This window comes from Flavobacterium sp. (genome assembly GCF_043722275.1).
GTDB lineage: Bacteria > Bacteroidota > Bacteroidia > Flavobacteriales > Flavobacteriaceae > Flavobacterium.
In genome coordinates, this window is sequence record NZ_JAYSPC010000136.1 from 1 (window position 1) to 18,080 (window position 18,080).

General features: G+C 30.3%; 24 protein-coding genes. 22 read left to right on the forward strand and 2 right to left on the reverse strand.

The window, feature by feature from the left end:
* The 15 genes from ACHZDT_RS16685 to ACHZDT_RS16755 form a co-directional block, all read left to right on the forward strand.
* On the forward strand, positions 1–552 hold a 552-nt coding region (locus ACHZDT_RS16685), incomplete at its 5' end, for a DUF5977 domain-containing protein (protein WP_394775760.1).
* A complete protein-coding gene (locus ACHZDT_RS16690; RefSeq protein ID WP_394775761.1) occupies positions 549–1,046 on the forward strand; it encodes a hypothetical protein in 498 nt (165 codons plus the stop codon). The genes ACHZDT_RS16685 and ACHZDT_RS16690, both read left to right, overlap by 4 nt.
* 266 nt (positions 1,047–1,312) lie before the next feature.
* Complete coding sequence (locus tag ACHZDT_RS16695; RefSeq protein ID WP_394775762.1) at positions 1,313–2,941, forward strand: IS1182 family transposase; 1,629 nt, start codon at positions 1,313–1,315, stop codon at positions 2,939–2,941.
* An 82-nt stretch (positions 2,942–3,023) separates the two neighbouring features.
* The gene (locus tag ACHZDT_RS16700) at positions 3,024–3,326 is read left to right on the forward strand and encodes an IS1-like element transposase (protein WP_394775763.1); all 303 of its coding nucleotides are present in this window, start codon (positions 3,024–3,026) and stop codon (positions 3,324–3,326) included.
* A 425-nt stretch (positions 3,327–3,751) separates the two neighbouring features.
* Positions 3,752–4,279 (forward strand): hypothetical protein, encoded by a 528-nt coding sequence (locus ACHZDT_RS16705; protein WP_394775765.1) that lies wholly within the window; start codon positions 3,752–3,754, stop codon positions 4,277–4,279.
* A 557-nt stretch (positions 4,280–4,836) separates the two neighbouring features.
* Positions 4,837–5,061: an HD domain-containing protein gene (locus tag ACHZDT_RS16710; RefSeq protein ID WP_394775766.1), complete on the forward strand. Its 225-nt coding sequence runs from the start codon at positions 4,837–4,839 to the stop codon at positions 5,059–5,061.
* A gap of 147 nt (positions 5,062–5,208) precedes the next feature.
* Positions 5,209–5,850 carry a hypothetical protein gene (locus ACHZDT_RS16715; protein WP_394775767.1) on the forward strand — a complete coding sequence of 214 codons (642 nt, stop codon included), beginning with the start codon at positions 5,209–5,211 and terminating at the stop codon, positions 5,848–5,850.
* Positions 5,847–6,254, forward strand: a complete 408-nt coding sequence (locus ACHZDT_RS16720; RefSeq protein ID WP_394775768.1) for a hypothetical protein — start codon at positions 5,847–5,849, stop codon at positions 6,252–6,254. The genes ACHZDT_RS16715 and ACHZDT_RS16720 overlap by 4 nt, the downstream gene beginning before the upstream one ends.
* Before the next feature lie 243 nt (positions 6,255–6,497).
* Entirely contained in the window at positions 6,498–6,692 is a 195-nt protein-coding gene (locus ACHZDT_RS16725) for a hypothetical protein (protein ID WP_394775769.1), read from the forward strand.
* Positions 6,693–6,694: 2 nt separating this feature from the next.
* Positions 6,695–7,162 carry a hypothetical protein gene (locus tag ACHZDT_RS16730; protein WP_394775770.1) on the forward strand — a complete coding sequence of 156 codons (468 nt, stop codon included), beginning with the start codon at positions 6,695–6,697 and terminating at the stop codon, positions 7,160–7,162.
* Positions 7,163–7,423: 261 nt separating this feature from the next.
* Positions 7,424–7,777: a hypothetical protein gene (locus ACHZDT_RS16735; protein ID WP_394775771.1), complete on the forward strand. Its 354-nt coding sequence runs from the start codon at positions 7,424–7,426 to the stop codon at positions 7,775–7,777.
* 67 nt (positions 7,778–7,844) lie between these two features.
* Positions 7,845–8,291, forward strand: a complete 447-nt coding sequence (locus ACHZDT_RS16740; RefSeq protein WP_394775772.1) for a DUF4304 domain-containing protein — start codon at positions 7,845–7,847, stop codon at positions 8,289–8,291.
* Positions 8,292–8,346: 55 nt separating this feature from the next.
* Positions 8,347–8,604, forward strand: a complete 258-nt coding sequence (locus ACHZDT_RS16745) for a hypothetical protein (RefSeq protein ID WP_394775773.1) — start codon at positions 8,347–8,349, stop codon at positions 8,602–8,604.
* A 150-nt stretch (positions 8,605–8,754) separates the two neighbouring features.
* Positions 8,755–8,895 carry a hypothetical protein gene (locus ACHZDT_RS16750; RefSeq protein ID WP_394775774.1) on the forward strand — a complete coding sequence of 47 codons (141 nt, stop codon included), beginning with the start codon at positions 8,755–8,757 and terminating at the stop codon, positions 8,893–8,895.
* Between the two features lie 112 nt (positions 8,896–9,007).
* The gene (locus ACHZDT_RS16755; protein ID WP_394775775.1) at positions 9,008–9,793 is read left to right on the forward strand and encodes a hypothetical protein; all 786 of its coding nucleotides are present in this window, start codon (positions 9,008–9,010) and stop codon (positions 9,791–9,793) included.
* 14 nt (positions 9,794–9,807) lie between these two features.
* On the opposite strand, the gene ACHZDT_RS16760 is transcribed toward ACHZDT_RS16755, so the two are convergent.
* A complete protein-coding gene (locus tag ACHZDT_RS16760) occupies positions 9,808–11,082 on the reverse strand; it encodes a relaxase/mobilization nuclease domain-containing protein (protein ID WP_394775776.1) in 1,275 nt (424 codons plus the stop codon).
* The gene (locus ACHZDT_RS16765) at positions 11,067–11,462 is read right to left on the reverse strand and encodes a plasmid mobilization protein (RefSeq protein ID WP_394775777.1); all 396 of its coding nucleotides are present in this window, start codon (positions 11,460–11,462) and stop codon (positions 11,067–11,069) included. The genes ACHZDT_RS16760 and ACHZDT_RS16765 overlap by 16 nt, the downstream gene beginning before the upstream one ends.
* 851 nt (positions 11,463–12,313) lie before the next feature.
* Here ACHZDT_RS16765 and ACHZDT_RS16770 point away from each other — a divergent pair.
* The 7 genes from ACHZDT_RS16770 to ACHZDT_RS16800 all read left to right on the forward strand — a co-directional run bounded on the left by ACHZDT_RS16770 (position 12,314) and on the right by ACHZDT_RS16800 (position 17,739).
* The gene (locus ACHZDT_RS16770; protein ID WP_394775778.1) at positions 12,314–12,751 is read left to right on the forward strand and encodes a hypothetical protein; all 438 of its coding nucleotides are present in this window, start codon (positions 12,314–12,316) and stop codon (positions 12,749–12,751) included.
* 57 nt (positions 12,752–12,808) lie between these two features.
* On the forward strand, positions 12,809–13,408 hold the full coding sequence (locus tag ACHZDT_RS16775; protein ID WP_394775779.1) for a hypothetical protein: 600 nt from the start codon (positions 12,809–12,811) through the stop codon (positions 13,406–13,408).
* A 64-nt stretch (positions 13,409–13,472) separates the two neighbouring features.
* The gene (locus ACHZDT_RS16780) at positions 13,473–14,453 is read left to right on the forward strand and encodes a toxin-antitoxin system YwqK family antitoxin (RefSeq protein ID WP_394775780.1); all 981 of its coding nucleotides are present in this window, start codon (positions 13,473–13,475) and stop codon (positions 14,451–14,453) included.
* Between the two features lie 156 nt (positions 14,454–14,609).
* Positions 14,610–15,653 carry a hypothetical protein gene (locus tag ACHZDT_RS16785; RefSeq protein WP_394775781.1) on the forward strand — a complete coding sequence of 348 codons (1,044 nt, stop codon included), beginning with the start codon at positions 14,610–14,612 and terminating at the stop codon, positions 15,651–15,653.
* Between the two features lie 286 nt (positions 15,654–15,939).
* Positions 15,940–16,389: a tetratricopeptide repeat protein gene (locus ACHZDT_RS16790; protein ID WP_394775782.1), complete on the forward strand. Its 450-nt coding sequence runs from the start codon at positions 15,940–15,942 to the stop codon at positions 16,387–16,389.
* A 122-nt stretch (positions 16,390–16,511) separates the two neighbouring features.
* Positions 16,512–17,135 carry a hypothetical protein gene (locus ACHZDT_RS16795; protein WP_394775784.1) on the forward strand — a complete coding sequence of 208 codons (624 nt, stop codon included), beginning with the start codon at positions 16,512–16,514 and terminating at the stop codon, positions 17,133–17,135.
* A gap of 118 nt (positions 17,136–17,253) precedes the next feature.
* Positions 17,254–17,739, forward strand: a complete 486-nt coding sequence (locus ACHZDT_RS16800) for a hypothetical protein (protein WP_394775785.1) — start codon at positions 17,254–17,256, stop codon at positions 17,737–17,739.
* The last annotated feature ends 341 nt before the right edge of the window (positions 17,740–18,080 follow it).

The window sequence follows — 18,080 nt, forward strand, 5'->3', positions numbered from 1 at the left end:
AATGCTTGGTATACAGTTCCTGCAGGAAGATACAGCTCAACAGTTTCACAGGCGCACGCAGATTCTCAGGCTCAGACAGATATAAATAATAACGGGCAAGCCTTCGCAAATGATGATGCAAATGCAAGATGTATTTTCAAAAATGCGGCCAAAAGCGTTTTGTTTACCCGTAATTTTGCTGATTTTAAAAGAGGTGGACCTTTCATAGATACTGCAGAAGATTTTGATAAAAAAATGTCAAGTGTAAGTCCTGCCTATAAAAAACAAATAGAGGGGTTTGGAGCATTTGAAATAAATCTATTTTTATGTGAGTCTGGGTCAGGTAATAATTCAATGGCAAAAAAAATATCTAAAGCTCATCCGTTAGCAAAAGTAGTTGGATTCGATGGTTTTGTAAAGTATGGTTCTAGAAATGGAACTCCTTTAATAACTGGAGTCGAAAGTTTAAAAGGAAAAGGTGAAGGCTATAGGGTTGTTTTTCAAAATGGGAAAGAAATTAGCAGAATGCTTTATAGTGAATACCTTAAATTAGATAAAAACATTAACAAATGAAAATGAAAATATCAATATTAATAATTTTGAGTTTATTTTTTTTTAGCTGTAAAGATAACAGAGAGAAAAAAATAATACTTAAAAATGAATCTTCCACTTTAAGTTTATATCTAGATTATTTTAATGATAAAAATAAGGTAGATAGTTTAATGGATAAAATAGTAAATAAGGGTGATACAATAGCATATAGAGATTTATCTATGATTTATGCATTAAGCGGTCATAGGTCTGATTATTTACGCGTGTCGCTGATAATGGCAAACAAATACCAATATGCGCAAGCTTATTATGATGTTTACAATGATTTCTATCGAACTAATAACTATATAATTGGTAATAAGGAAGAAACAATTGAGGATTTAAATGTATTGGATAAAGAGACTCGAAATTTAGCCTTCAAATATTTAGAAAAAGCAGCAAGTAAAGGTCATACAAAAGCAAGAAAAAGCTTATTGTTGTATAACAGTAATGGGGAGTTGTTGAAGAATAATTAAATATAAATAATCCAAATAAGAAGGTCAAAAAAGACAATATTGGTAATGTGTATCGGGAGTGTTGATGGTAGTGTTTCAAAGTTAGTGATATGAGATTTTGGTAATGTTTCAGAGTTAGTGATACGAGATTTTAGATTTCTAACATGTTGAAATAGAGTAATTTTTATCAATAAATAATTTAAGAGGCTGTCCGAAAAGTAATTTCGGGCAGTTTTTTTTGTTTATTATATTGATTTTTCTTATATTAAGTACTAAAATCAATGATTATGCAGCCAGTTTTTAAACCGCATTCGGTTCATCAGCAAGATCTTTTTCCATTGAATTTAAATGATCTGATCCCAGAGAATCATTCTGCCCGATTAATAGACAGTGTTGTTGAAAAGTTAGAAATTTCTGATATTATTTCACAGTTTAAGGGCGGGGGAAGATCCAGCTATCATCCTAAGATGTTATTGAAGGTACTGTTTTATGGGTATCTCAATAATACGTATTCCAGCAGAAAGCTAGCAAGAGCTGTAAAGGAGAATATTTATTTTATGTGGCTCTCGGGAGGACTTCAGCCGGATTTTAGAACTATAAATGACTTTAGAGGAAAAAAATTAAAAGGGAATATCGAAAAACTTTTCAGCCAGGTGGTTATGATGATGGTAGATTTAGAGCTCATCAGTTTGGAGAGACAATTTATTGACGGCACTAAAATAGAAGCCAATGCACATAAATACAGCTTTGTTTGGAAGAAAGCAGTTGAAAAAAATAAAGAAAGACTTCAAGGAAAAATAGATGCCGTTCTTACAGATATTAGTCATGCTATCGAGTCAGACATTATGCATACTGATAATCAAATTGATACCAAGGTAGACAGCGAGAAATTAGAAGAAAAAATACGCGAGATCAACCAAAGTAAAAAAAAGGAGAAGCTGAGTAAACAGCAGAACAAATCACTTCAAAAACTCGAGAAAGAACAGCTTGTAAAACTTAAAGAATATGAGAAACATCTTGAAATTCTAGGAGACAGAAACAGTTACTCCAAAATCGATACCGATGCTACTTTTATGCGCATGAAAGAAGATCATATGCGCAACGGACAATTAAAGGCGGGTTATAATGTTCAGATTTCTACAGAAAATCAGATCATTACACATTACTCAACCCACCAGACTTCTACTGATTTTACTACACTAAAGACTCACTTAGAGGGATTCAAAAATAACTACGGCAAACAATCTGCAAAAGTTATAGCAGATGCGGGCTATGGAAGTGAGGAAAATTATCAACTCCTTGAAGACAAAGAAATTGATTTTTTTGTTCCCTACAACATGTACCGTATCGAAGAGACTCGTAAGCATAAAAATAATTTATTCCACGCACAAAACTTGTTTTATAATCATGAGCAAGATTTTTTGGTTTGCCCCATGGGACAGCAAATGTCCCGTATCTTTACCAAAAAATCAAGAACTTCAACTGGTTTTGGACAGTATCATTCGGTATATGAGGCTTCAAATTGTGCAGGATGTCCTCTGCGTGGGCAATGTTTTAAAGCGCAGGGCAACCGGAGGATAGAAATCAATCACAACCTTCAAAGACTGAAATTCAAGGCACGAGAAAATTTAGAAAGTGAATTGGGCAGGGAAATTTACAGTAAAAGATGCATTGAACCAGAGCCGGTTTTTGGAAACATCAAGCAAAACAAAGGATTTAAAAGATTTACACTTACTAAAACAGCCAAAGTAAATATTGAATTTGGCCTGATTGCTATTGCTCACAACTTTTCTAAATGGATAGCTAAAATCCGTTTGGGCAATTTTAACCTCATTTTTCACCTCGTAGAAGCTGTAGAAAAGTTTATAGAAGGCCATTTTAGCCCAAATTTACACTTTTCAAGAAATGCTCTGTAAAATCAAATGATATTTAAAGAGAAAGAGGTTGTCCTTTTCAGACAACCTCTTTTTGTTTTAATATTGCCTTAAAAGAACTAAAATGAGTAAAAATATTTCCTCGTGTTCCAGAGTTAGTGATGGTGTAAATTGTCCAAGATGTAAAGAGAAAGAAGTTGTTAAAAATGGGCGAACCAAAAGTAAAAAACAGCAGTACTATTGTAAAATTTGTTGTTACCGTTTTATAAAAAATTATACTTATCAAGCTTACAACGCAAGCATAAATCAAAATATCATTCAATTAACAAAAGAAGGTTTAGGAATAAGAAGTACTGCAAGAATATTAAAAATTTCAACAACAACATTATTAAAAAGAATCGTTTCAAGTTACTGCGACAAGTATTAAGATTCGAACCAAACCGTAGTTACTACAAATTGCCAAGTCAGAAAGACATTAATCTTACAGACTTTCGTTTTAATTAAGCTTGATGGTACAGAATCTTAACCACCTTTTTGAGGCTTTAAGCTGCTTTGCGTTAAGATTCGAAGTCTTATCGTCCACCACAAAACTCCTTAAGAAATTAAGGAGTTTTTTCTGTGTCCATTTTTTATTTATCGAACACGTATTTCTACTGTGTTGATTATTTATTAAGTTTTCTACATTCGCAATAATTAATTTAAAGGAAAATGAAAAATAAAATTATTCTACTACGTAGTTTATTAGAACGAAATAAAATTTTTTTTGAGATTTTAACTGCAGCCGTTCTGACTTTTACAAGTATATACGTTTCTGTTCAAGCGAATAATATATCTAGAGCTCAAACTGGAATTATGAAATTAGAAAATACTCCGAGAATAGAGATAAGGAAAGCACAGTTGCAAAGAGATTCCTCCAAAATTGTTAATATAACCAAATGGCTTGTCATAAATAATAATAGTAAAATATCTAATTTTGAAATTGAAAAACAGTTTTCGTACATTAATGTTGTTAAAAGAAAAAATAGCAAAGAAATAAGCATTCCTTTAATGGAATATATAAACCTCGAAGGTAAATCAACTGGTAAAAGCGAAGGTCTTGTTTACGAATTTAATAATGCAAATTGTAGTGAAAATGAATTTTTAACTCGTGAAAAAATTTGGAATTATGGATATATCTACGTGAAAAGCTTCATTGCAGTATCATACGATGATGTATTAACAGAGAAAGAAACAAAATATTATCAAATTACTCCGATAATCCAAGAAATTTCAAAAACTGAATGGGAAATAATAAATACAGATTGGAGTAACAAAAGTAAGGATGTTATACATTTAAAAGATATTGAAAAAAACATTCAAAAAATAAAAAATTATCGCTAGGACAAATTAATGCTAAAATAAATAAGATCATTTTTAATCAATGATCTCGTTTAAAGAATGTAGTTTAGTTTTTTCAAATCCTGCCAAAAATGGTTCGTAAACATGTTCGTGAGAACCTCGAAAATCAATTCTAAATGGAGGTCTTTACGAACCTTTTTCTTCAAGATTTAAAGAAACTTTCTATTCAATAGTCTAATTTATATTTATTTAAACTTGAATGAAATTTAATGAGGATATTTCTTATATTAGCCCAGAAGGAAATCTCATGATACCACAAAGTTAATATACCAGTGATGTATTATAGCCATTGTATGTCCATATCATTTAGTTAACAACAATTTTAACCAACCACAATATAATTATGTCAACAAGAATGAACTGGCAAAATTTGCTAAACACAAAACGAGTATCAGATTTCGATAAATGCGACACAAAAAATTTACCATCTCAGTTTGAAGAGCCAAGAAGTCCTTTCGAAAAAGATTTCGATCAAATAACTTTTTCTTATCCTTTTCGTCGCTTACAAGATAAAACACAAGTCATTCCCTTTCCTAAATTTGATTTCGTACCACACGCGGTTAACCCACAGTTTAGAAGTGGCATCTGTTGGCAGATCCTTCGGAAAAATGGCCGCTGATAAAATTTTTGAAGAATTGCCAAAAGAATTTATTGAGGTAAACAAACTTAATAAATCCGACATTGGCTCATTAATAGCTGCAGCATGTTTAGCACATGATATTGGCAATCCTCCTTTTGGTCATTCAGGAGAAGATGCTATATAATATTATTTCTTACACAAAAATGAATATAACAATCCTTTTAAACCTAATTTTACTGTAGATGATGGTGTCGCTCTAGAAAATTCGTATAACTTCGAAAAAAAAGAAAGTGAGATAGTTGAAATAAATTTCGATAATGACAAAAAAACCTTGGTAAAAATTTGGAATGATCTTTCTAATTTTGAAGGAAACGCTAACGGATTTAGGATAATAACTAAAAATTGCGATCGTGGAATTAATCCTTCGCTAGCATTACTCGGTACATTTACCAAATATCCAAGAGAAAGTTTTTTAATTAAAAATCCATTTACGAAACTTTCAGAAGATGATTATCCAAAAAGCCAAACTAAATATGGCTTCTTCCAAGAACAAAAAGATATTTTCAAATTCGCGGCAAAAGAATTAGGGTTAATTCCTATAGAGGGAATTGACGAATCTGACATCGCTTATAAAAGACATCCCTTAGCATTTTTGATGGAAGCATCTGATGATATAGCATATGGCATGATTGATTTTGAAGATGGCTGTCGACTAAAATTAATAGATTTTGAAAAAAAATATTCAAATCTTAAACTTAGAAAAAAAGATAATTCGTTTAAGGTGGTCGAAGTCAATAAATCTCCAAAAGATATTTTAGTAGATATCGCTCAAAAAGACAAATCTTTTGATATTGAAAAGCTTAATTCGTTTACAGATTTTAAACAACAAATATCTTATCTACGAAGTAAAGTTATAAACGTCTTAATCCATTTAAGTTTTGGAGTTTTCGAGAAGGAATATGAAATATTATGAACGGACGTTTCGACAAAGCTCTTGTAGATTCGATTGATGACAAAGAAATTTTAGAAAACCTTGAATTAATGAAAACTTTGGTAAGGAAGTTTGTATATCAATATCCACCCGTCTTAGAAAGTGAAGCAAGTGGCTTTGAAGTAATGGAACATCTGATTGATTCATTCGCTATTACTAGTAATATTTGCTACTCATGTGGAGAAGAAGAAACAGCAAAAGACAAAAAATTAAGAAGCCTACTACCTGAAGAATTTCAGCCTGCTGTCGAAAAAGAAATTGAACAGTTAAGTGATTGGGAAAAATACGAAAGAGTTTTATTAGTGCTAGATTACATAACAGGTATGACAGATAAGTACGCTATTAATCTCTACAGAAAAATTAAGGGATTACAAGTAGAATATTAAACATGTAGGTAAATAGTGCTGTATGAACCATTTTCTATGATTTAAAGGAGAGTGCAATTAGAATAATGATTTTATTATCTTAAAAAAGTCAATAATTAGTAGTAAAACTGCAAATTCCGGTTATATTGATCACCCCATTCCGTTTTAAAGTGACCACCTAATTCCGGAGCAAAATGACCACCCCCGTTTTGATTAAAAACTATATTTTTTCATCTGTTAATTAGTATTCAAATATAATAAAATATGACTCTTTGTTTATTCCTCTTTTCTTTCTCATGGATTCGTGAAGTAAGCACACAGATTACTCCACACGGAACAACAATAATGAAACAGGTTAAAGTTGGCGAACATGCCCTAAATGTTGGATTTTTTTATAAAGGAAGTAATATGGACGTTGTTCCAGCTGTAACAACTGTTATTCCTAAATTAAAACGTTAATTATGAGTATTAAATTTGAAAAAATAAAGAAATCTGAATTTAACAATAAGGGAAACTCTATTGTTTTGCTTGAGAAAATTTCAGATGATAATTTTGGTGAAATTCAATTGAATGGATGTCTTTTTCAATTAGGTTGGAGAGGAGATTTTATTTTGCCTGTTATAAAAGAGATTGATTCGGTTAGCTTTGGTTTAGGAGTTGATTTCAATTTCATTATTGTAAATAGTGAAAAAAAAGAAACTATTTTTAAACTAGAACTAGATGAATATTTTATAAATTTTATTGTTATTAATAATGAAATTTATATTGCTTCTGAACTAAAAGTAATTCAACTAGCGATTAATAATTTTGAAATTTTAAATGAGTTTTATTTGCCTGAAATATTTGATGATTTTGTTATAACGCAGAATTCAATTGTAGCTTCTTGTATAAATAATGAAACTATTACTTTGAATAACTTTAGCATATAATTCCTTCGCTGGCGTGAGCGTCCCGTTCGTGAACGCAATCAAAATAAAAAAGCCACTTCATTATGGAGTGGCTTTTTACTGTTTATAGAGTTGCTACATGTTTAGGGAATAGCCGTAAATGTACCTGTTGTGATATTGAATCTTTTTTCTACTATTTTAGTACCGTCACAGTAACCTAATGGAAAACCATTATCATTGGTGAAATCAAAAAAACAGTATAAATATATATTGTTTATCAATTCAACAGTTAAAAAGAAATAAATGAAATATTTAGCAATAATCATCATTCTTATATTTACGTCTTGTTACAATGATGTAAAAAATGTTCACATTCATGGAACTATTAAAGACAGTTTGTCTAATAAACCTATTGAAAATGCTAAGGTTTCAATTGTTTGCTGGAATTATGGTAAAACTCCCGATGGTAGCTATAATGGTAAAGATTCACTAATCGTTACTACAGATAAAGAGGGGCATTATAAATCTAATTTTGAAAAAGGTACTTTTGTTGAAATCAAAGTAGATAATATTGGGTATAAGACTGGTTTTAAGTCAGATGAAATAACTGATAATGAAGTTGTTATTGATTTAGATTTAGTGCCACTACAGAGGTGATTAGATTATGGAATGTGCAGAGAACAGAAGTTTGACAAAAATCTCAGATTTAAATAATAAAATAACTATGAATGAAAATTTAAAAACTGACTTTGACATAATTTGTAAAGAAATAATAATACCTTTCTTTAAGGATTTTGGATTCAAACGTAAAAATCTTCATTTTTCAAAGCAGAATAATGATATAATTCAATGCTTCAACGTCCAAAAAAGCCAATGGAATTCATATAATAATAGTATTGATTTTACATTTAATTTCGGTTTTTATAATGCAGAAATATCTTCAATTGTTGACAATGAAATCGTTTGGCTAGAATTTCCCAAAACATACGACTGCTTTATTAATAATCGTCTCGGAATATTTTCCCATAAAAGGGATCACTGGTATACATTATCAAAAAAAATTGATACCTCAAAAACAGCAGAGAAAATTAAAGATGATCTTGAAAAATATTTAAAACCAATATTTGAGAACTATGATTCTCTTGAAAAATTACAGCTTTTTTTTAGATAAAAATACTAAGTATATAAGTCCTACAATGTCCCCTTATTATCTTATTGCATTTTATATGACTGTAGGTGAAATTGAAAAAGGAAAAAATATTATTAAAGAGCATTATAAAAAAGCGTTAACTCATCAAAGATCTACTCACACAATTAATTTTCCAGATGGACGACAGGAAATTAAAGTCGATACATCGATAAACCAGCATTATATCGATACGATTGCAAGACTTGCTAAGAAATATAACGTTGAACTTGAAAAAATAGAGGCGTCAGGAACAAATATAAAGCAGAAGTGGTTAAAGAAGATTTTCAAAAATTAATCATAATTATTGTTTTTAACAGTTATTGATTTTAATAAAATAATTTACAATATGGTTTCCGTAACGAAGTAATATTTTAATTAATGTTATTTGTTTTACATCCATCATGAAGATGAAGATGATACAATAATTTAATTTAAAACATTTATTATGGAAGCGATTCAAGCGATTAAAACTGGTCCAAAACCAAAAACAGATGAGGGAAAAGATGACAGAAGACAACGAGTAACACCTGAAAATAAGCCCAAACATCCTACTTTAAAACCTCATGTACATAAACCTAAGGATTGAGAGGACTTTGTAATTTTACAAAAAATGTTGCAATTATAAAAACTCCCGTTTCTTAAGGAAGCGGGTAATTAAATTAAATACAATGATAATTTTTATAATATAAATTTATAATATGAGTATTGATTTAATTATGAGAACACTTCGTGTTAAAATTAGGCATAGTTCCAAAAAAATTATGGCTGATATTATTGCAAGACATGTTCCTAATGTAAGTTCAAAGAATAAGTCAAAGATTGAGGTTTGTGTGTTTTGTGGTACTCAGAATAATTTAACAAAAGAGCATGTATTGCCAAGATGGACGTTTGGAAAATCTACTGAGGAATTTTTCATAACTGATATAAATAAAAGCGAACAGACTTATAACAAAACTACAGTACCAGCGTGCGCGGAATGCAATAATGGTAGACTTGCTAGTATAGAAAATTATATTATTTCCCTTTTTAAAGAAACTAATTTAAAAGATACTTTTTTTAATAAAAATGAAATTCAAAACATATTACGTTGGCTAGAAATTATCGAATATAAATTTCAAATTCTTGAAATACGAAGAAAATTTATAAAGACTAAAGAGGTACCGCATATTTCGTTTTTTCGAGATATTCCTATTTCTGTGATGAGGAAAAATATTGATTATTCACCGTATAAAGCTATTGCAGAAATAAGACATTCTCAAAAGAGAATAACTATTAAAGACAAATCCTTACATGAAAATTCCCTTGTTATTTTTAGGACAAAAAATGAAAGTTTTTATTTTTTCCATCACATGAATGATTTTATTTATCTAGAGTTACCGGAATTTAAAATTGCTTTGTTTTATTTTTATAATAGGACTTTTAATACTGCAAAAGAGGCATATGTAGAAGCGATGAATATTATAGAATCTGTTTACAAGACCTAAAAAAGTTACATTTCCTAGTTATTGGAAAGCCCTCTTCTTTTTCTTTTGTTTTTTTTCTTTTTCAATTGATTGGGTACATAATCTGAAGAGTATTCAGACCTCATAAGCATATCCAATGCTTTTACTAAATAAGGAATAGTAATTGTGTCTTTTTGATATTGAAGGTCATCGATTAATAATTCTGTAGATGGGATTTTTTCATAAATCTGATTGCTTTTTTCTTCACTAGCAATCTTTAATCCGCATCGCTCTTCAATAGCTTTTGCACTGTATTCTTTTCCCAGGCTACTGCCATTAAAAACATTTTTGGTGATAAGGTCAACATAGGTAATTCCATAAAGCTGACCTTCTGCACTTCTTCTAAAAATGGTTTGAATACCTTCTCTTTCCAATAGTTTTGCAAGATGACTTACAGGCATTGCTCGCTCATTAAACAATGCCATGTTAATAATATTTTTTACCCGCAATTTGTCAGACATATTTCTTACTTCATTTTTCTCGAATTTTTCTCCCAAGAATTTCAAAGTCGGTTTAAAATAAAAATCACTTGCTTTTATTGGAACACCAATTGGGTTTCCTTTGTCATCAAGTATTCGGTACACCAGTCCATTTGCCAGAAATACTCTTGATTTCTCACTGCCTCGGTCAGCTAAAACATTATATTGTTTCAATACTGCATTAAGTTCTGGAAGACGCGAATATTTATAGTTATTTATAACATGGTTTAAAATATTGATTAAAGCCTTTTTTGATTCAATCTTTCCATAATTAGCTTTACCAATTGAAGTTGGCTTTAAATTAAATTGTTCTTTTATTTTTCGTCCTTCCGCTTTTACCAGTCCAAAAGTTTCTTCTATTTCTTTTCTTGCTGGTTCTGATTTTCGTATGCCTAAATGATGCATGTCAATCCGTTTGCCATCCCTTTCAATGTTTACAGAGACCACATGCAGGTGTGGGTGTCCTGCATCGTGATGCTGGTACACCAAATACGGCTGTGCTCCAAAACCGATTTTCTCCATATAGGTATTGGCAATAGCTATCAATTTTTCCTTGGAATGGTTTTCCGAAGGATCAAAATTCAGCGAAACATGAATGCTGTTTCGTTTGACATTTTCGTTTAATTCAAGGCGTTTTGTAAAGCGGTTCAGCTTTGCAAAATCATTTAATTTATCTACATCAGCGGTATAATTTCCCGCACCGATACATTCTGCCACACCCTGTTTGACCTTGTTCTCATTATAGTTTAAAACACTTCGGATCGAATGGCTTGTTTTTATGATTGTAACCATTTGTCCGAGATTTTATAAATATGATTTTGAATGTCATTTATCTTATTGGAAAGAATCATTCTTTCCAATTCGTAACGTTTAATCCATTCTCTGAATTCCGGAATTTGTTGCAGGGTGTGCATCTTTTTCACAACCTGATTTACATTGTTTCCGACAGCACTAAGCTCATTGCGGAGCAGTACTATTTCTTCTATGGAATCATCCATTGACTGATTCCTGTAATGTGTTGTAATGGGCTTGTTAAATAAATGTTTGCGAACATAATCGCTTAGCTTACGGCACGTACTGTTTTTGTATCGTTGCTCAATTTTTGCATACTCTTGTGGCGTCAGGCGCAGTGTAATTCTGCGTGATCTGTTTGAATTTTCTCTTTCCATCATCTTTCATTTTCATTGTTATCAAACTCTTTTTCCTTTCAGTGTCACTGATCCCGAGTTCCGAGGATAGATCAGCCAGATAGGCGGTTGTCCGACAACCGTTCATCTGGCCAGACCACAGGAACGAGGTGGTCTTTGAAATTTTTAACATCTTACAGACTTTTAAAAAGTCAGTTCATTATAAATAATTTGGATTAAGTTGAGGTACACTTTATAACTTCCTAGAGTGTTTTGTGGTTTGAAAGATTTGTAATTTAATCTCTAAACCATTTAATTCAACCTCAAATTTAAGGAATACAAATGTTATTATCATATCATGGCTATATTTTGATCATGATAGCTGTTGATTGTTATTCTGTGAAAATTTATTTGAGATCTTGTAATAAGCTGAAGCAAAGTTAATCAAGAAAAAAATGTTTTTAATATCATAAGTATATTTTACTTATCGGGATTAAAATTAAATACATTTCAAAAGAAAAAAGAAAAAAAGAAAGCAATTAAACAGTGGACATTTAGACATAAGATGTGCTATAAGTCCCGAAGGGTGAAGGTTGAGGGACGAGACCTTGCATTATGCGCACATCATTTGTCTATGTCCAGTAATTTTGTTTGTCTTTTTTTATTTAATTTTTAATTAAAATTGTCTTAGATTGACAAAGGGTTCCAGGTAAAGCGAATAATAATTAATAAAGGCTAATATTTTTTGATTTCTTTGAAAAAAAAATCTGAACTTATGGCAAACCGTAATGACTATTTGTTTTTTTTGTGTAGTATTGTAACCTCACACTGTATTATGATACATATTCGTCTATGAGCTGTAGAATAGCAGAAAAATAGAAGTTAAATTGCACCACATGAAATATATTATTTTAATTTTATTGACATTCTCATTAAATGCTTGTTCACAGAATAAAACGACTACTAAAGGATCAGAAAGTGAAAAAGAAGAAGCTATACCTTTTCATGAATTTAATATATCAATAATAAGGTTAATTTCAACTCCGGAAAAATATGATGGAAAACAAATTCAATTGATTGGATATTTGAATTTGGAATTTGAAGGAAATGCAATTTATTTACACAAAGAAGATTATTCAAAAGGAATATCCAATAATGGTTTTTGGGTGAATTTCTCAAAAGAAATTACTGAAAAGAAAAATTTAAATGATTACAATCAAAAATATGTAATTATTGTAGGGACTTTTGATATGAACTCCAGAGGTCATATGGGAATGTTTGGAGGAACAATAAAAAACATCACTAGGTTGGATTTATGGAATTTTGAAAACTAATGGCGCTACCGCTAATACAAGTTCTATGATATGCAACAATTTAAAACAATAATTATCTTGGGTTTATTTTCTTTATTTTTCGGGTGCAATAAATCATCACACTCGGAGTCAATTAATCTTACACAAATTACCGAAGTTGCAGAACAGGAAGAAGGTTTTAAAGATATTTTTCTAAAAATAGTTTCTGAGGAAAAAATAAAAGATTCTTATATTTATGTAGCAAAAGGATTATCAGGTTCAAAGGTTGTAGGATTAAAATTTGAGATTAAATCTAATTTACCTAATGGAATAGATAGTGATGGAAATCTTGATCCTAAAAATGGTTTCATTCGAAATGCTATAAAAATATCGTCTATTGGTAAAGAAAGTGATGAGTTTTTAAAAGCTATTTCTAAACTTTATAAATTTTCAACGAATAAAAAATTTACTAATGATACTTTATCTCCAACAGCATTTTCATTAAACAAGTCAATTGTTGAAGTTGAAAAATTAGGCTATTATAAATTCAAATTGTTTTTCAGAGATAGCGAAAATGATAAAGAAGAAGACTATTGTGAATTGTATTTCAATATAAATACAAACGAAAAAACGATTGAACTTCTTGAGAAAGATAATGAATACAGAAAATCAATAATTAAGGTACTTAGTGATCTATAAATTTACGTCTAACAGCTACAAATTTAGCGATAATTATACTAGAGACAGCAACCCTTTCAGAACTATGACAAAAAAACTTTTGATACTTGTTTCCATTTTAGCTTACAGCTGTCAAAATGTTGACATTAACAATACTGATAAAAGAAATGAGGATTGGATATATTGGATTGATAAAAAAACTGGAACAGCATCGTGGGTTAAAGTTGGATATGAAACAACTGTCAAAGATGGAAGTTTTACATCATTTTACAATAATGGAAATATTTATCAAAAAGGTAAACTCAAAAATGGTAAGCGTATTGACACAATATATGATTATGATCTTAATAATAAAATTTTAGAATATGAAATCATTAAGCCTGACACTTTACTGCATTACTACATTAATGACGGACCTTACATTTCATATCTTCAGAACGGAAAAATTCTAGAAAAGGGAATTGTCGAAAGTCATAAGATTGGTAATGTATGGACGAAATATTATGATAACGGTAGAATTAAATGGACTAAAAAACTTATAAACGGAACGGGTTGGAATCGTTGGTACTATAAAACCGGACAAATATCAGATATTAATTATCATGTCAAGGGAAAAACGAATGGAGAAGTAAAGATCTGGTTTGAAAATGGCCAAATTAAGGAGATTTCAAATTGGAGGGATGGATTACAAAATGGAGTTTGCCAAACATATTATGAAAATGGAAAATCAAAAGATAAAGCAAATTGGATAAATGATAAACTTGATGGTAAACGAGAAAGCTGGTATGAAAACGGCGAGAAAGAACAAATAGAGTTTTATAATAATGGAGTTAGAAATGGGCAAATTCTGCAATGGTATCCAAATAGTAACAAAAAAGCGATAATGGAATTTGTTTCAGGGCAAATCAGTGGAAAAGTAGTCAGTTACTACGAGAATGGACAAGTTAAAGCCCAAGGTAATTACAAAGACGGAAATCGAGATGGAATATTTTCTTATTATAATGAAAACGGAAAACTAACGAGAACGCAATCTTACGAAAAAGGGTTTCTAAAAGATAAACAATAGCGACCTTTAGCCTAGGTTTAAAGCTATTTGCGGACTTACTGGACTTATCGTTTTTTTGATCATATTCCTTTAGGTCGAAAATATTCGTCTTCGTAAGTCATAAAGGGCAGTATACAGGAGCGTAATCGGTTATTTTAAATTTACATCATATAATAAATGAAAGTATTTGATAAAATCTTCAGGCCTAACAAAACGACAGAGCCAGGGGACTTGACAATGATTACAAGAACTGAAGTTCTTGAAGGATTTTCTATTCCAGGAATAATACACAATATGCAATACCACTTTATAGGCTTGCAAGTATATAGTGACGGACTTATTTCTTGTTGGGAAATGGTTGATTTACAAATTTTCAAAGACAAATTGAAAAAAGGTTGGGTTGTTACATCAATTCCAGATGGAGAATCTATTTCAATCTTTAATTTAGGAAATTGGATCATTGAACAAGGTAAATGGCAACATACAGAGGAAACCTTATATGATTATGTTTATTCACTAATAAAGAAACTAAATCCAACACTTGAAAATCTTCAACATTATAACGGAAATAATTCAAAAACGGTTGGTAAAGCAAATGTTGCAAAACACTTTATGCCAAACCCGAAACCATTCTACCTAGACGATCCAAAATCATTCTTTCCAAACAAAATTGATGGGGAGAAATTTCATTTTTTCTACAAAAATGATGATAACAAAATATATTTATCTGAGTTATCATTATACAAAAATGGACATATCGAATTTACAAACTTACCTTCAAAGAAAACTTTCAAATTTGAAGAACTAAATGAACTTGTAGAGAATGGACTAATCACAACTGAATTGAAGGTTGGCGAAATTGTGACAATTTTGAATTTGGGATCTTTCAAAATAAAATCAGGAAGCGGGATTGAAATAAAATTTAAATTAAAGGAGTTGACTGACAAATTCAATGAACTTAACGGCAGAGAAAACAGCATATCAAAATGTGCAAGAATTTTTGAAGAGTACCGACAAAATCCAACAAAGAAACTAAGGACTGAATTAAAAATTAGTTACGAGGCAGTACCAGAACATCAGCGAATATTTGTTGGGACAATGGATACAAAAGATTATGAAGTTCGTCAAATAATCTATGGAGACATTGTTAAAAAAGAGTGGGAAGAATATTATGGGTATGAATATCCTTATGATGATATGCCAAAACCTATCGATGAATAATAAAATAGCACATCAGCGACTACAATGGATTTGGATATCAAGCTTAATGAAAGTTAGTTTTGTATCGGAGATGATCTGGCAAATTCGAATAATGGGCTTAAATTCCGAAACCCATTGAAGTGCCAGAACATTAATTATATTTAATCACAAAATCAGGAAAATACAAAACATTTAAAAGATGAAACGAATAATATTACTGTTTACGATAATGAGTGGGCTAATTAGTTGTGGTCAAAAAAATGAAAATTCTGTAAAAAGTGAAAAATTTGAGACAAAAATTCTAAAAATGAATGATTCAGAATTATTGGCTTTTTCAAATATTTTATATGATTCTCGTTCTGAAAATGCAAAAACTATAATTGCCTTTCAAGAATGCGTAAAAAGAAATATTGACAAAGGAAATAGTTTATATAGACTTGGAGTAAGTTATATTGAAAATGGAGAAAGTGAAACGGGAATAGAAAAACTTGAAGAGTCAATTAAAATAAATCCGAAAAATTTCAAAGCATATTTCAACATTGGTGCGGTTTGTTATGACACAAGACAATTTGAAAAGTCAATCAAATTCTATAAGAAATCATTAGAAATTGAACCTAATAATGACGCAAGTTATTACGGGATTGCTTTATCTGAATATGTTTTAAATGAAATAAAAAGCAGTAAAGAAAATTGTGAAAAAGCATTACAATTAAATCCAAATAATGAGAATGCTAGATTATTAATTGCAAAGTACTAAATAGAATACACTTCGCATAAAAGCTCTTAAAGGAATAGGCAAATCCGAATATTGTACTTAATTTAGTCAAATCTGATGTAATAGCGACATACTGTAGGAAAGCCTAAATAAAAAAACTACGAATGTTGGACTTTTTAAAACAAATTAAATTATCACCGGAAAAGAAGTTCTGGAAGTACTTTTTGGACAATAAAAGAGATTTAGAGAATTTCATAGATTCGGATTTATCGGATTACACAGCTTATAATAATTTAACTGACGAAATCAAAAAATTCTCAAGTTTGCTTTTTGCTGAAATAACAAAGTATTCTAATGGAAAATATGTCTTAGTAGTAACTCCAGATGGAAAATTTGAAGGTATTAACGATACTCAGAAATTGTTTGACTCAAAACCTGAAATAAGCAATTGGATTGTTGAAAAATTTAGACAGCCGAAAGACAAAATTCAATTCCAATATGATGGCTTAGAATATCCTAGTTCAGATATAGAGATATTTGCTGAATTAAATACTGAAAAAGAAAAATTTGACATCCAAGTTTTTATAAGAAATATGCATTCTGACGAACAAAAATATCAAATAATTGCATGGCTGTATCTTGATGATATTTTGGGAGAATTCAATTCAATTACTAAAATTGGTTACGTTGATTTTTTCAACCTGGAAGAAGGGAAAACTGTAAAAAATGGAATTACAATTTTAGAATTAAGAAAATTAATAGATAGAGAAATTTATAGGGTTTACTAAAAAGTGAGCCTCTAATTGTTTTAGGAAAATTGGTTTATTGAAATAAAATAGTTTTCGTTTTTTTACTTTTAGAAAATTGTTAAAAATATGAAGGCTTAAATTGTAAGACTGAAAACCTATGTTAAAAAACTTTTTTATTGCTTTTACCTCTTTGATGCTTTTTAGCTGTCAAAAAAACACTAATGAGACCTTGGAAAATCCTGTTTCAAAGTCTGAAAGCGTAGTTGATTCATTATTCCCAAAACCGCTTAAAAAAGAAGGAAAAAAAATGTTCCGAAATGATAATGAAATCTACAACTCAATGAACGTTGATGTTAAGCCTTGCTATAAGGGCGGTATTCAAAAATTTCAAGCTTTTTTAAAGAAGAACTACATTACATCAAAAGCAATAAGTGAGGATGATACAGTTGGAGGTGGAATTTTTTTGAGTTTTGTAATTGAAAAGGATGGAAGCGTTTCGAATATAAAAGTACTTCGTGATTTTGGTTACGGTTCCGGAAAAGAATTAGAAAGGGTTTTGAAATTATGCCCAGACTGGATTCCGGGAATGAAGGGTGGAAATCCAGTACGATGTTTGTACAGTATACCTTATTATGTTCAGTAATTATAGATATTTAAGATAATGAGAGGCGTGGGCAATGTTTTAAATGGCAAGTTAACAGAAGGATAGGAATTAATCACAATCTTCAAAGATTGAAATTCAAGGCAAGACAGAATTTAGAAAGTGAATTGGGCAGAGAATTTACGGTAAAAGATGTATTGAACCCGAGCCGGTCTTTGGAAACATCAAGCAAAACAAAGGATTTAAAGATTTACACTTACTAGAACAGCCAAAGTAAATATTGAATTTGGCCTGATTGCTATTGCTCAAAACTTTTCTAGATACTACCATTTCTAAATGGATAGCTTAAATTCGTTTGGGCAATTTAAACCTTATTTTTGACC

Bases quoted from the DNA above. Each gene is read 5' to 3' on its own strand.
- ACHZDT_RS16705 (WP_394775765.1), top strand. From the start codon at position 3,752: ATGAAATTAGAAAATACTCCGAGAATAGAGATAAGGAAAGCACAGTTG.
- ACHZDT_RS16735 (WP_394775771.1), top strand. From the start codon at position 7,424: ATGAAATATTTAGCAATAATCATCATTCTTATATTTACGTCTTGTTAC.
- ACHZDT_RS16695 (WP_394775762.1), top strand. From the start codon at position 1,313: ATGCAGCCAGTTTTTAAACCGCATTCGGTTCATCAGCAAGATCTTTTT.
- ACHZDT_RS16785 (WP_394775781.1), top strand. From the start codon at position 14,610: ATGAAAGTATTTGATAAAATCTTCAGGCCTAACAAAACGACAGAGCCA.
- ACHZDT_RS16750 (WP_394775774.1), top strand. From the start codon at position 8,755: ATGGAAGCGATTCAAGCGATTAAAACTGGTCCAAAACCAAAAACAGAT.
- ACHZDT_RS16725 (WP_394775769.1), top strand. From the start codon at position 6,498: ATGACTCTTTGTTTATTCCTCTTTTCTTTCTCATGGATTCGTGAAGTA.
- ACHZDT_RS16700 (WP_394775763.1), top strand. From the start codon at position 3,024: ATGAGTAAAAATATTTCCTCGTGTTCCAGAGTTAGTGATGGTGTAAAT.
- ACHZDT_RS16800 (WP_394775785.1), top strand. From the start codon at position 17,254: ATGTTAAAAAACTTTTTTATTGCTTTTACCTCTTTGATGCTTTTTAGC.
- ACHZDT_RS16795 (WP_394775784.1), top strand. From the start codon at position 16,512: ATGTTGGACTTTTTAAAACAAATTAAATTATCACCGGAAAAGAAGTTC.
- ACHZDT_RS16765 (WP_394775777.1), bottom strand. From the start codon at position 11,462: ATGATGGAAAGAGAAAATTCAAACAGATCACGCAGAATTACACTGCGC.
- ACHZDT_RS16720 (WP_394775768.1), top strand. From the start codon at position 5,847: ATGAACGGACGTTTCGACAAAGCTCTTGTAGATTCGATTGATGACAAA.
- ACHZDT_RS16770 (WP_394775778.1), top strand. From the start codon at position 12,314: ATGAAATATATTATTTTAATTTTATTGACATTCTCATTAAATGCTTGT.
- ACHZDT_RS16745 (WP_394775773.1), top strand. From the start codon at position 8,347: ATGACTGTAGGTGAAATTGAAAAAGGAAAAAATATTATTAAAGAGCAT.
- ACHZDT_RS16690 (WP_394775761.1), top strand. From the start codon at position 549: ATGAAAATGAAAATATCAATATTAATAATTTTGAGTTTATTTTTTTTT.
- ACHZDT_RS16755 (WP_394775775.1), top strand. From the start codon at position 9,008: ATGAGTATTGATTTAATTATGAGAACACTTCGTGTTAAAATTAGGCAT.
- ACHZDT_RS16780 (WP_394775780.1), top strand. From the start codon at position 13,473: ATGACAAAAAAACTTTTGATACTTGTTTCCATTTTAGCTTACAGCTGT.
- ACHZDT_RS16790 (WP_394775782.1), top strand. From the start codon at position 15,940: ATGAATGATTCAGAATTATTGGCTTTTTCAAATATTTTATATGATTCT.
- ACHZDT_RS16760 (WP_394775776.1), bottom strand. From the start codon at position 11,082: ATGGTTACAATCATAAAAACAAGCCATTCGATCCGAAGTGTTTTAAAC.
- ACHZDT_RS16730 (WP_394775770.1), top strand. From the start codon at position 6,695: ATGAGTATTAAATTTGAAAAAATAAAGAAATCTGAATTTAACAATAAG.
- ACHZDT_RS16740 (WP_394775772.1), top strand. From the start codon at position 7,845: ATGAATGAAAATTTAAAAACTGACTTTGACATAATTTGTAAAGAAATA.